Raw genomic sequence first — 13372 nt, forward strand, 5'->3', positions numbered from 1 at the left:
GTGAGTTTCCTGCGTAAGAGAAATGGACTGTCGCGGCGTAACCGGGCAGTCCATATATTATCTTTTTCTCACCTGCATTTATTATTTTACAATACGAACCTTTAATACACCATCTAAGGTCTGAAGTTTCTCTTCTACTTCTTTGGTAACAGGTGCATCTACATCAAGCAATGTACATGCATAATCGCCACGGCTCTTATTGGTCATATCAGAAATGTTGATATTTGCATCTCCTAAAATAGAAGTATAGCTGCTGATCATTCCCTTTACGTTACGGTGTAACAGTAACAGTCTTCCTGCACTCTTGCACTCGCCCATATTGCAGTCCGGATAGTTTACAGAATGTGTAATATTTCCATTCTCTAAGAAATCACGAATCTCTTTTACTGCCATTACTGCACAGTTATCTTCGGATTCTTCGGTAGAAGCTCCAATATGAGGAGTTACGATACAGCCTTTCTTTCCAACTGTGGTTGGATTTGGGAAGTCGCTGACATATTTTGCAATCTTTCCTTCCTCTAATGCTGCTACCATTGCCTCTTCATCAACCAGTAAGTCTCTTGCAAAGTTCAATACTACAGTGGTAGGTTTCATCATTGCAATTGCTTCTGCATTAATCATTTTCTTGGTAGAATCTAAAAGCGGAACATGAATTGTGATATAATCACAGTTCTTGTAAATTTCTTCTACAGCATTTACATGATTTACATTGCGTGATAAGCTCCATGCAGCATTTACAGAAATGTATGGGTCATATCCGTATACTTCCATACCAAGATGTGTTGCAGCATTTGCTACTTTAACACCGATGGCACCAAGTCCGATAACGCCAAGCTTCTTTCCTGCAATTTCGCTTCCGGCAAAGTTCTTCTTCTGTTTCTCAGCAAGTTTTGCAACATCTGCATTGCCTTCCTCGCCTTTTACCCATTCGATTCCACCGACTACGTCACGGGCTGCCAATAACATTCCTGCAAATACCAGTTCCTTTACACCATTTGCGTTTGCACCCGGTGTATTGAATACTACGATACCTGCTTCTGCACATTTATCCAATGGGATATTATTTACACCTGCACCTGCTCTTGCAACAACTTCTAAAGTCTTTGGAAGTTCCATATCATGCATTGCTGCACTTCTTACCAGGACTGCCTGTGCATCTTTGATATCATCTACTTTGTTATATTCATCTGACAAAAGGTCTAAGCCTACACCAGCGATTGGATTTAAACATGTATAGTTAAACATTATGCGTTCTCCTCCTCAAACTTCTTCATAAATGCCACCAGCTTCTCAACGCCTTCTTTTGGCATTGCATTGTAAATGCTGGCACGCATACCGCCAACGGTTCTGTGTCCCTTTAAGTTTACAAAACCAGCTTCGGTTGCTTCTTTGACGAATTTTGCATCTAAGTCAGCATCACCGGTAACGAATGGTACGTTCATAAGAGAACGGTCTTTTGGAACTACAGTTCCCTTGAATAACTTGCTCTGATCTAAGAAATCATAAAGAATCTTAGCTTTCTCTTCGTTACGCTGTTTCATAACTTCAAGTCCGCCCATCTTCTTTAACCATTTGAATACTTTACCACAGATATAAATGCCGTAGCATGGTGGTGTATTGTAAAGAGAATCTGCATCTGCCTGAGTCTTGTATTTTAACATTGTAGGTGTTCCCGGAAGAACATCATCTGTAATTAAGTCTTCACGAATGATTACGATTACAACACCTGCAGGTCCAACGTTCTTCTGAACGCCGCCGTAGATTACTCCGTATTTGGTTACATCAACCGGTTCTGATAAGAAGCAGGAAGATACGTCTGCAACAAGTGTATGTCCTTTGGTATTTGGAAGTTCTTTGAACTTGGTTCCATAAATCGTATTGTTTTCACAGATATATACATAATCTGCATCTTCCGGAATATCCAGATCTGAACAATCCGGAATATAAGAGAAGGTCTTATCTGCTGAAGATGCTACTTCTACTGCATCCCCATACATTTTTGCTTCCTGGTAAGCTTTCTTAGCCCACTGTCCAGTTACAATATATGCAGCTTTCTTATTTTTCATCAGGTTCATTGGAATTGCAGCGAACTGCTGGGAAGCTCCACCCTGTAAGAATAATACCTTGTAATTATCCGGGATATTCATTAAGTCTCTTAAATCAGCTTCTGCCTCTTTGATGATGTTGTCATATACTTTGGAACGATGACTCATCTCCATTACGGACATTCCACATCCTCTGTAGTCTAACATCTCATCTGCTGCTTCCTGTAAAACTTCTTCCGGTAATACTGCCGGACCTGCAGAAAAATTATATACTCTGCTCATTTTCTAATTCCTCCTCACTTCTTACACATATCTTTCTATATGTAATGGCTTATTATTTTAAATCTTCCTCGGTAAACACCTCAGATATAGCTGCCCCCGGTGCTACCATTGGCCACACCTTATCATCACTATCAATTATACAGTCTATAACAACTGGTGTACTACTTGCAAGTGCTTTTTTCAAAATATCGACAAATTCTGCCTGACTGGTTGCCCGATATCCCGTTGCTCCCATGGCTTCTGCCAGTTTTACAAAATCTACTCCATCGTCTAAAACAGTTGCAGAATAATGCTTCTCATAGAAAAGTGTCTGCCACTGTCTTACCATTCCAAGCACATGGTTATTAATGATAACTTCGATTAACGGAAGCTTCTGACGGACTGCTGTTGCAATCTCATTCATATTCATACGGAAACATCCGTCACCGGCAATATTGATAACCTGTTTATCCGGATTTGCTATCTGCGCACCGATTGCTGCCCCCAGTCCATAACCCATGGTTCCAAGTCCGCCGGATGTCAGAAGTGTTCTCGGCTGTTTGTATTTATAATACTGTGCTGCCCACATCTGATGCTGTCCGACCTCCGTTACCATGATAGCATCTCCGTTGGTCTGACGATAGATTTCTTCGATTACGAACGGACCGCTTAATCCTTCCGGATGATAGCTCAATGGATATTCTTTCTTGTATTCCATGATGTGCTCCATCCACTCTTTATGCTCCATCGGAGATAACATCGGATTGATTCTTGCAAGAATCTTCTTTAAATCACCAATCACGCTGTTTGTTACCATGATATTTTTATTAATCTCTGCCGCATCCACATCAAACTGTAAGATTTTTGCATGATGGGCAAATTTCTTAGCATTTCCAAGCACACGGTCTGAGAAACGGACACCTACTGCAATCAGAAGATCGCACTCGCTGACTCCAAGATTGGAAGTCTTGGTTCCATGCATTCCAAGCATTCCGGTATAACGTTCATCCGTTCCGTTAAATGCACCTTTTCCCATCAGGGTATCACAAACCGGTGCATCCACCTTATCCACAAATTCTCTCAATTCATCCGAACAGTCGGAAATCACGGCACCGCCGCCCACAAAGATATATGGTTTTTTCGCTTTCTGAATCAAAGCAACTGCTTCTTCTAAATCTTCCTCCCGGATGGTTTCTGTCACACGCAGTACCGGTTCAATACGCTGTGCGTTATATTCTGCCCTGTTAGCAGTGACATCCTTTGGAATATCCACAAGAACAGGACCCGGTCTTCCTTTTTTTGCAATGCGGAATGCCCGGCGGATGGTATCTGCCAGATCATTGACATCTTTTACAATAAAGTTGTGCTTGGTAATCGGCATGGTAATTCCTGCAATATCAATTTCCTGGAAACTGTCTTTGCCAAGAAGCGGCACATTGACATTACAGGTAATTGCTACCATTGGAACAGAATCCATATATGCGGTTGCGATTCCGGTTACCAGATTAGTTGCACCCGGTCCGCTGGTGGCAAAGCACACACCAACTTTTCCGGTGCTTCTTGCATATCCGTCTGCCGCATGGGAAGCTCCCTGCTCATGGGAAGTTAAAATATGTTTTATTTCATTACTATGTTTATATAACTCATCATATACATTTAAAATTGCACCACCCGGATAACCAAATACCGTATCCACGCCCTGCTCTTTCAAACATTCTATTACGATTTCAGCACCTGTTAAGAGCATTGAAATTTCCTCTCTTTCCAACTTATCTTTCTGCTGTATATTTACAGATTACCGGTTCTTATTTTTCTTCCCCGGTACCTGGAATCTGTAAAATTGCACCGCGGTTTCCTGAAGTAACCATGGAAGCATAACGTGCCAGATATCCGGTTGTTACCTTCGGTTCTCTTGGCTGCCATTTTGCTTTACGGGCTGCCAGTTTTTCATCGGATACTGCAAGCTCTAACTTCATTTCCGGAATGTTAATCTTAATGATATCGCCTTCTTCTACCAATGCGATTGGTCCGCCTACGGCTGCTTCCGGTGAAACATGACCGATGGAAGCTCCACGGCTTGCGCCGGAGAAACGTCCGTCTGTAATCAATGCTACGGAAGAACCAAGTCCCATACCTGCGATTGCAGAAGTCGGATTTAACATCTCACGCATACCAGGGCCGCCTTTTGGTCCTTCGTAACGGATCACGACTACATCACCGGCAACAATTCTGCCACCCTTGATTGCTGCAATGGCATCTTCCTCACAGTCAAATACTCTTGCCGGTCCTTCATGAACCATCATCTCTTCTACGACTGCGGAACGTTTTACAACACCGCCGTCCGGAGCAAGATTTCCTTTTAATACGGCAAGACCACCGGTCTTACTATACGGATTATCCAGTGGACGGATAACTTCCGGATTCTTATTGACTGCATCTTTGATATTCTCGCCTACGGTCTTACCGGTTACGGTCATACAGTCTGTATGTAAAAGTCCTGCATCTGCTAATTCTTTCATGACAGCATAGACACCGCCGGCTTCATTTAAGTCTTCCATATAGGTCGGGCCTGCCGGTGCCAAATGGCAGAGGTTCGGAGTCTTCTCACTGATTGGATTTGCAAAGGAAATATCAAAATCAAATCCTACTTCATGTGCGATTGCAGGCAGGTGAAGCATACTGTTGGTAGAGCAGCCTAACGCCATATCTACGGTCAGTGCATTTAAAATAGCATCCTTTGTCATAATATCTCTTGGACGGATATCTTTCCGATACATATCCATAACTGCCATTCCGGCATGTTTTGCTAATTTGATACGCTCGGAATATACGGCAGGAATGGTTCCGTTTCCACGTAAGCCCATACCAAGTGCCTCGGTCAGACAGTTCATGGAGTTTGCGGTATACATACCGGAACAGGAACCACAGGTCGGACATACTTTCTCTTCGTATTCCCTTACTTCTTCCTCTGTCATTGTACCTGCTGCATAGGAGCCTACTGCCTCAAACATGGAAGATAAGCTTCTCTTACGTCCCTTTACATGACCTGCTAACATCGGACCACCGGAAACAAATACGGTAGGTACATTAATTCTTGCTGCTGCCATCAGAAGTCCCGGTACGTTCTTATCACAGTTTGGCACCATAACCAGTGCATCAAACTGATGGGCTAATGCCATACACTCTGTGGAATCTGCAATTAAGTCTCTTGTTACCAGGGAATATTTCATTCCGATATGTCCCATGGCAATTCCATCACAAACTGCAATTGCAGGGAATACAACCGGTACTCCACCTGCTTCTGCAACACCTAATTTTACAGCGTTTACAATTTTATCCAGATTCATATGGCCCGGTACGATTTCATTATAAGAACTTACGATACCAACCATTGGTTTCTTCATTTCTTCTTCGGTAAATCCCAAAGCGTTAAAAAGACTTCTGTGCGGAGCCTGCTGCATTCCGGCTTTTACATTATCACTCTTCATCTTCGTTCTTCCTCTCTTTTTTATTGTTCTGTCTGAAAATTTCTTATCTCTTACAGATTCTCTACGATTAAGTCACCCATTCTGGCTGTTCCTACCTGGGTTACGGTTGCTTTCTTTGCTTCTTCCTGTGGCATAATGTCAATGGTACGATAGCCTGCCTTTAATACCTTCTTTACGGCATTTTCAATGGCATCTGCTTCTTTATCGAGATCAAAGGAATATCTTAACATCATCGCTGCACTTAAAATGGTTGCAATCGGGTTTGCAATTCCTTTTCCTGCGATATCCGGTGCAGAACCACCGCTTGGCTCATAAAGACCGAATTTCGTATCATTTAAGCTTGCAGAGGATAACATTCCGATGGAACCAGTTACCATACTTGCTTCATCGGATAAAATATCTCCAAACATATTCTCAGTTAAAATTACATCGAACTGCTTCGGGTCTTTTACCAACTGCATGGCACAGTTATCTACCAGCATATGCTCATATGTTACTTCCGGATAATCCTTTGCTACTTCTTCTACAATCTTTCTCCAGAGTCTGGAGGAATCCAGTACGTTTGCCTTATCCACGCTGGTTACTTTCCTGCGGCGTTTCATGGCAATGTCAAATCCACGTTTTGCAATTCTGCGGATTTCATTTTCGTTATATGTCAAAGTATCGGTTGCCGTCATCACACCGTCCACTTCTTCTGTCTTTCTCTCGCCAAAATAAAGTCCGCCGGTCAGTTCACGCATAATCATCATGTCAAATCCGTCTCCGATAATATCATCACGCAGTGGACATGCTTCCTTTAATTCTTCATAAAGGTATGCCGGTCTTAAGTTAGCAAAAAGGTTCAATGCTTTTCTCAATTTCAAAAGGCCTGCCTCCGGGCGAAGGGATGGCTCTAATTTGTACCAAGGGGATGTTGCTGTATTTCCTCCGATGGAACCCATCAGAACTGCATCTGCCGCTTTTGCATGTGCAATGGCATCATCGGTCAGCGGTACACCGGTTGCATCGATAGAACAACCGCCCATCAGTATCTCGTCATATGTAAAGGTGTGTCCGAATTTTGCTCCAATGGCATCTAACACCTTTCTTGCTTCGCTTACAATCTCCGGTCCGATTCCGTCACCGGCAATTACTCCAACATTATAATTCATGGGTAAATCCTTCTTTCTTTTCCTATTGCATGCATCCCAATTTCATAACTACTGATTATGGTAATGCTCATTATCCTATATCATAGCTTATTTATCCGAAGAATTCAATAAATTTTACCATTATAGTTTCTCATAGTTTTTATAAACTGTGGTTATATTCTGTTCTTTTGATATGATTTGTTGTTATTATACAAATCTTTTTCTTGTCAGATGGGGACTGGTACAGTAGACTTGAGGTAGGTATTTTATAGGAATTGAGGAATACTCTATGATTCATCAGATATGGATGCGAGGCAAAACGGTAAGGGGCATCAGGCATTTCTACCGCAATACTAATACCGTACGGCAACCGGTGCAGATTCACATCCATGTTCAAGCTGCACCTCACCGTCACATCCATGTGCCGGTGTTGCCTGATATTGTACGAAATGCCAGGTGCCTCTAACCGTTTGCTTCAAGCATCCATATTCTGATGAATCATAGCTTTTTCACTCTCACCTATATAATGAACCAATTAACTTATCCATTTGTAAGGAGGACTAACAATGCCATTTATTAACATGAAAACTACTGCTACTTTAGATATTGCCAAAAAAGATGCCCTGTCCAAGGAGCTCTGCATCATCACCAGAGACTGTCTCGGCAAAGGTGAGAACTGGGTTATGACCGGGTTCGAGGGTAATGCTTCTCTTTGCTTTCTAGGAAGCACCAAAGACATTGCTTATGTAGAAGTGAAATGCTACGGCTATCCGACCAAGCCACAGATGAATCTTATGACAAGAAAAGTCTGTACGCTCTTAGAAAATGAGCTTGGCATTCCGAAGAAGCGAATCTATGTTGCTTACTTCCCGACCGAGGACTGGGGATGGAATGACAGTAATTTCTAGGGGACTAGAAAAGGCATATCACACTAATAGCTATACGTTGTGTGATATGCCTGTCTTTTTGTGTTTTATTCTATGGCAACCCTATCTTATGATTTCCAGTTCCAGTCCTCTAAAAAGCTCATCAGTTTATACCAGTTATCTACCGGTTCCCAGATTACAGAATCCTGATTATGAGGGTCTATACAACCTAAGCAAAACTCTTTTACTGGCTTTTCTTTCACTTTATAAAATTTCCATATGAGTCCATTTGTATAAATTACTTTTCCATAAGAATTAAGGTGTCCTTCTATCTGCTCTGTTATCTCCATATTATCATACGGTCGTTTTGCTTCTATGCACCCATATTTAGCTGCATCTCGACTTTTCTTCCTTTCCAGCACAACAAAATCAGGAAAACCTGCTTCCCCTTCTAAATTCTTTGATAATTTGCTGTCTGCTAATTTGTGGAATACTATGAAGTCCAAAAAGATATCCCAATACCAGCTTCTAAAGATGGGCATTGATAATAAAACTCTGGATGGATTAAAACACAACAAAAATATTACTGTACTCACCTTGGAAAAGCTCTGCACCATTATAGGCTGTACTCCAAATGATATTATTGAATTTAAATAGAGCGATACACCTTTGTCGATGTACCGCTCTATTTATGATATGAAACTATCTCATTTTCCTATATTTCATTTTACCACAAATCATATTTTTCCATGGTTTCTGCATTTCTGAATTCATGCTTCTCATAATAGCCAATCAGCTTTCCCTCGGCATCCCTTAAAGCAACCATATACACATCTTTATTCTGCTTCACGTTATGGGAGGTATAGATGAGATTGTGGCTTTCATCTGCAGAGAACCAGTCGATTACCTGCTGGATGCGTTTTTGCGATTCTTCATTATGGCAGTTTAAAAGGCTTCTTCCAACAAGGCTTTCACCGCCCCATTTCTCATAGCTTTTTACTGCAGTTGGATTCATATAAATGATTTCGTGCTTTAAATTGCATATCACAACGGAACAACGATCCTGGTCTATGATGCTTTTAAAATATGCTGCGTTAATGTCTGTCTGCATGGTTATGCTCCTTTTCCTTCTGTCTTGAATTTCTATTATGCTTTGCTTAATATTCCTTTTCTATTTTTCCCTCAATTCCATACATTTTCCGGAACGTATCAAGGTCTGCCTCATTTCTTATCAGCATTATTTCTTCTATCTTTCCTGTATGGATATCTTTAAAGCCTGCCACCTGTTCTCCATTGCAGATGCTGGCTTTAATAACAGGCTTCTTGTTCATTTTATCATAGGGCAATGGCGTGGATTTTTTCTTGAATATTCTCATATAACCTTACTCCCTCTTTTCAAAAAAATCCGTGGCTTGTACATTGCGCACACTCCACGGATTTTCTAAGGTCTTATCTTATTTCTTCTCTTTGGTTTCTTTTGCTTCTACTGCTTCTTCCGGTTTTTCGATTGCGGCAATTGCTGCTTTCTGCATTGGGATACGGCAGTTTCTGTTGCTGCCAAACTCAACGATAACAGTATCATCTTCAGATACATCAATTACGATTCCGTAGAAACCGCTGGTTGTCAGTACGGTATCACCTACTGCTAACTCCGACATCATCTGCTCTTTTTTCTTTGCTTCTTTCTTCTGTGGACGAATCATGAAGAAGTATACAAATACAACCATAATTACTACCCACATAATAATGCTTCCCCAGGCCTGTGCCTGCTGTGATGCTAAAATAGACATTTCTTTTCCTCCTGAATTACAAACTTAAGTTCATGAAAAACATTGTACACAAAAAGACTGCGTTTCACAAGTATTTTCCCGATATTTCATTCTTTTTTTAGATTTGTGCCTCTTTTTCCCTGTTTATCTGGTTCATACCATAGAGTTTTTCCTCTTTGTATGACTTATAATTGCCGGCATCAATGGCGTCTCTGATTTCTTCCATCATGGTATTGTAGAAATACAGATTGTGTAATACGCAAAGACGCATACCAAGCATTTCCTTTGCCTTTAATAAATGGCGGACATAGGCTCTGCTGTAGCGGCGGCAGGTCGGACACTGACAGCCTTCCTCGATTGGGCGCATATCCTTTTCATATTTCTTATTGAAAAGGTTAATCTTTCCCTGATTGGTATAAAGATGTCCGTGGCGGCCATTACGGGTCGGATATACACAGTCAAAGAAATCCACACCACGGTCTACTGCCTCTAAAATATTTGCCGGAGTTCCGACACCCATAAGATAGGTTGGTTTCTCAAGTGGCAGATATGGAACGGTCTGGTCTAAGATATCATACATCTCTTCGTGGGTCTCGCCTACTGCAAGTCCACCTACTGCATAGCCGTCTAAATCCAATTCACTGATTCGCTTTGCATGGTCAATCCGGATATCCGGATAAATGGCTCCCTGGTTAATTCCAAACAGCATCTGATTTTTATTAATGGTATCTTCCAACCCATTCAGTCTTGTCATTTCCGCCTTACAGCGTGCCAGCCAGCGGGTTGTTCTGGCTACGGATGCCTCTACATATCCACGGTCAGCCAGTGCCGGTGCACATTCATCAAATGCCATGGCAATGGTGGATGCCAGATTAGACTGTATCTGCATACTTTCTTCCGGTCCCATGAAAATTTTTGCTCCATCAATGTGGGAATGGAAATAGACTCCCTCTTCTTTGATTTTACGGAGTCCTGCCAGTGAAAATACCTGGAATCCACCGGAATCGGTAAGAATTGGTTTGTCCCACACCATGAACTTGTGCAGTCCGCCCAGCTCTTTGATTAATTTATCTCCCGGACGTACATGCAGATGATAGGTATTGGATAATTCCACCTGTGTCTTAATCTGCTCTAAGTCTTCGGTAGAAACAGCTCCCTTTATGGCAGCGACCGTTCCTACATTCATAAACACCGGGGTCTGTATATCACCATGTACGGTATGAAAAATGCCCCTCTTTGCTCTTCCATCCTGTTTTAATAATTCGTACATATAATCTCCTGTTTCTGTTCTTTTTACAAATACTATCCTAGCATACCTTGTTTTCGCACTTTTTGCAACTGTGGGATTGCCAGTATCTGAAAAATCTTCTATAATAGAGTCTGACTTTTTTACAAAAACAAATCAGGAGGATGCTATGGCAGGCTCAACTATTGGAACTAACTTTAAAATTACAACCTGGGGAGAATCACACGGAATAGGAATCGGTGTCGTAATTGACGGCTGTCCTGCCGGACTTTCCCTTTGTGAAGAAGATATACAGACCTATTTAAACCGGCGTAAACCGGGACAATCTGCTTTCTCTACCCCGCGAAAAGAGGATGATGCAGTACATATTCTTTCCGGTGTCTTTGAAGGCAGAACCACCGGAACTCCAATCTCACTGATTGTGGTAAATGAAAACCAGCATTCCAAAGACTACAGTGAGATTGCTTCCTACTATCGTCCGGGACATGCTGACTTTACCTTTGATGCCAAATACGGTTTCCGGGATTACCGTGGTGGCGGACGTTCTTCCGGTCGTGAAACTATCGGACGTGTGGCTGCCGGTGCGGTTGCCGCAAAGATTTTAAAGGAACTTGGCATTGAGATTCTCACCTACAGTAAGAGCATCGGTCCAGTTACCATTGACGAAACCAGATTTGATGCTGCAGAAATTACGAAGAATCCACTCTATATGCCGGATGCAGATGCTGCTGCAAAAGCTGCTTCCTATCTGGAAGAATGCAAAGCCATGCAGAACTCTGCCGGCGGTATTATCGAATGTGTTATTACCGGTGTTCCTGCCGGAATCGGTGACCCGGTATTCGAAAAAATCGATGCAAATTTAGCCAAAGCAATTTTCTCCATTGGTGCTGTAAAAGGCTTTGAAATCGGTGATGGATTTGCAGTTGCTGCTGCTACCGGACTTACCAACAACGATGCCTTTGTAACGGATGAAAACGGTTCTGTCACAAAAGAAACCAACCACGCCGGCGGTATCTTAGGCGGCATGAGTGATGGCTCGCCGATTGTATTCCGTGCTGCCATCAAGCCGACTCCTTCCGTTGCTTCCACCCAGAAGACCATAAATAAAAACGGCGAGGAAATCGAAATCAATATCAAGGGACGTCACGATCCGATTATCGTTCCAAGAGCTGTTGTGGTTGTCGAATCCATGGCTGCCATTACTATTTTCGATGCCATGCTTTCTAACATGAGTGCCCGGATGGATGGAATCAAAGATTTCTACAAGAAATAAAGGCTTCTATCAGAAATAGCAAAATCCCTGTCTGCTACAAGTCACAAACTCAGGTGACCTTCCGCTGACAGGGATTATTATTATTATTATTATTTTCTACGCCTGCATTTTGCTTAGAATCTCATCAAAGATAGCTGAGGCAACTTCATCCTTCGACATAATCGGAAACTCTTTTTCTTCTGATTCTGTAATCAAAGTTACCACATTGGTATCGGTACCAAATCCGGCTCCCGCTGTCTTAAGATTATTGGCAACAATCATATCAAGCTTCTTCTTTTCTAACTTGGCTTTGGAATTTTCTTTCAGATGCTGTGTCTCCATGGAAAATCCACACAGGAACTGGTTTTCCTTCCGGGCAGAAACTGTTCCTAAAATATCTTTCGTGCGTTCCATTTCCAACGTCAGTCCGCCATCGGCCTTTTTGATTTTTTCATCCGCAACGGTCTTTGGACGGTAGTCCGCTACTGCTGCCGCCATGACTACAATGTCCTGTTCTGCAAATGCATCTGTGACAGCCTGATACATTTCTTCTGCCGTAACAACCGGAATTGTATTTACAAAAAATGGCTCTTCAAGGCTGGTCGGTCCGGTGACCAGTGTTACCTCTGCCCCTCTTCTTGCCGCATTCTTTGCCAGTGCATAACCCATTTTTCCGGTGGAATGGTTGGTCACATAACGTACCGGGTCAATTGCCTCCCGGGTGGCTCCTGCTGTGATGAGAACCTTCTTTCCTGTCAGGTCTTTCTCACAGGCAGCTTCCTGCAGAATATATTCTAACAGTTCTTCCGGTTCCGGAAGTTTTCCCCTTCCGGTATCGCCACAGGCAAGATAGCCTGAGGATGGCTCAATAATGTGATAACCATATGTTCTTAGCTTCTTAAGATTATCCTGTGTTAACGGATTATCAAACATATGTGTATTCATTGCCGGGGCAAGATATATCGGAGCCTCACAGGCTAACATGGTAGAAGTGAGCATATCATCTGCAATTCCGTGTGCCAGCTTTGCAATGACATCTGCAGATGCCGGAGCAATCATCACCACATCTGCTTCCTGTGCCATAGCAATATGTGCCACATGATATCCGCTGTTGCGGTCAAAGGTGTCGTCAATTACCTTATTACCAGTCAGTGTCTCAAAGGTAACCGGTGATATAAACTGCTCTGCATTTTTCGTCATAATTACATGCACATCTGCGTGCTGCTTTACCAGCATACTGGCAAGTGATGCCGCCTTATATGCTGCAATGCTTCCTGTCACTGCCAGTAATATGTTCCTGCCCTTTAACATATGA

The 13372-nt window shown here is 42.4% G+C and carries 14 protein-coding genes; 3 read left to right on the forward strand and 11 right to left on the reverse strand.

The features are described from left to right. Positions 1–81: 81 nt before the first annotated feature. The 5 genes from DWX96_RS03120 to leuB are packed head-to-tail and all read right to left on the reverse strand — an operon-like array spanning position 82 to position 6945. Positions 82–1245: a phosphoglycerate dehydrogenase gene (locus DWX96_RS03120; RefSeq protein WP_022243047.1), complete on the reverse strand. Its 1164-nt coding sequence runs from the start codon at positions 1243–1245 to the stop codon at positions 82–84. After that, a complete protein-coding gene (serC, locus tag DWX96_RS03125) occupies positions 1245–2327 on the reverse strand; it encodes a 3-phosphoserine/phosphohydroxythreonine transaminase (protein ID WP_022243048.1) in 1083 nt (360 codons plus the stop codon). The genes DWX96_RS03120 and serC overlap by 1 nt, the downstream gene beginning before the upstream one ends. Positions 2328–2379: 52 nt before the next feature. Further along, on the reverse strand, positions 2380–4053 hold the full coding sequence (ilvB, locus tag DWX96_RS03130) for a biosynthetic-type acetolactate synthase large subunit (protein ID WP_117840957.1): 1674 nt from the start codon (positions 4051–4053) through the stop codon (positions 2380–2382). A gap of 58 nt (positions 4054–4111) precedes the next feature. After that, complete coding sequence (gene ilvD / locus DWX96_RS03135) at positions 4112–5794, reverse strand: dihydroxy-acid dehydratase (RefSeq protein WP_117697041.1); 1683 nt, start codon at positions 5792–5794, stop codon at positions 4112–4114. A gap of 50 nt (positions 5795–5844) precedes the next feature. Beyond that, a complete protein-coding gene (gene leuB / locus DWX96_RS03140; protein WP_022243051.1) occupies positions 5845–6945 on the reverse strand; it encodes a 3-isopropylmalate dehydrogenase in 1101 nt (366 codons plus the stop codon). A gap of 545 nt (positions 6946–7490) precedes the next feature. Between leuB and DWX96_RS03145 the strand changes: the two genes are divergently transcribed. Beyond that, complete coding sequence (locus tag DWX96_RS03145) at positions 7491–7832, forward strand: phenylpyruvate tautomerase MIF-related protein (RefSeq protein WP_022243052.1); 342 nt, start codon at positions 7491–7493, stop codon at positions 7830–7832. Positions 7833–7918: 86 nt separating this feature from the next. Here the strand turns inward: DWX96_RS03145 and DWX96_RS14495 are convergent, their stop codons facing one another. Further along, positions 7919–8296 carry a hypothetical protein gene (locus DWX96_RS14495; protein WP_118056773.1) on the reverse strand — a complete coding sequence of 126 codons (378 nt, stop codon included), beginning with the start codon at positions 8294–8296 and terminating at the stop codon, positions 7919–7921. Between the two features lie 28 nt (positions 8297–8324). Here DWX96_RS14495 and DWX96_RS14865 point away from each other — a divergent pair, with 28 nt between their 5' ends. Beyond that, positions 8325–8447, forward strand: coding sequence for a helix-turn-helix domain-containing protein (locus DWX96_RS14865; RefSeq protein WP_334294266.1), 123 nt, complete (start codon positions 8325–8327; stop codon positions 8445–8447). Positions 8448–8517: 70 nt separating this feature from the next. Here DWX96_RS14865 and DWX96_RS03160 read toward each other — a convergent pair whose 3' ends face one another. The 4 genes from DWX96_RS03160 to tgt form a co-directional block, all read right to left on the reverse strand. Then, a complete protein-coding gene (locus tag DWX96_RS03160; protein WP_118056775.1) occupies positions 8518–8901 on the reverse strand; it encodes a PAS domain-containing protein in 384 nt (127 codons plus the stop codon). Positions 8902–8947: 46 nt separating this feature from the next. Beyond that, positions 8948–9166 carry an aspartate dehydrogenase gene (locus DWX96_RS03165; protein ID WP_118056776.1) on the reverse strand — a complete coding sequence of 73 codons (219 nt, stop codon included), beginning with the start codon at positions 9164–9166 and terminating at the stop codon, positions 8948–8950. 78 nt (positions 9167–9244) lie between these two features. Then, a complete protein-coding gene (yajC, locus tag DWX96_RS03170) occupies positions 9245–9580 on the reverse strand; it encodes a preprotein translocase subunit YajC (protein ID WP_022243061.1) in 336 nt (111 codons plus the stop codon). Between the two features lie 97 nt (positions 9581–9677). Next, positions 9678–10829, reverse strand: a complete 1152-nt coding sequence (tgt, locus tag DWX96_RS03175) for a tRNA guanosine(34) transglycosylase Tgt (RefSeq protein WP_117697028.1) — start codon at positions 10827–10829, stop codon at positions 9678–9680. A gap of 145 nt (positions 10830–10974) precedes the next feature. Here tgt and aroC point away from each other — a divergent pair, with 145 nt between their 5' ends. Then, positions 10975–12078, forward strand: coding sequence for a chorismate synthase (gene aroC / locus DWX96_RS03180; RefSeq protein WP_118056777.1), 1104 nt, complete (start codon positions 10975–10977; stop codon positions 12076–12078). A gap of 96 nt (positions 12079–12174) precedes the next feature. Here the strand turns inward: aroC and coaBC are convergent, their stop codons facing one another. After that, on the reverse strand, positions 12175–13368 hold the full coding sequence (gene coaBC / locus DWX96_RS03185; RefSeq protein ID WP_118056778.1) for a bifunctional phosphopantothenoylcysteine decarboxylase/phosphopantothenate--cysteine ligase CoaBC: 1194 nt from the start codon (positions 13366–13368) through the stop codon (positions 12175–12177). Between the last annotated feature and the right edge of the window lie 4 nt (positions 13369–13372).

It is taken from the genome of Roseburia sp. AF22-2LB (assembly GCF_003461125.1).
In the GTDB taxonomy this organism is placed as follows: Bacteria; Bacillota; Clostridia; order Lachnospirales; family Lachnospiraceae; genus Roseburia_C; species Roseburia_C amylophila.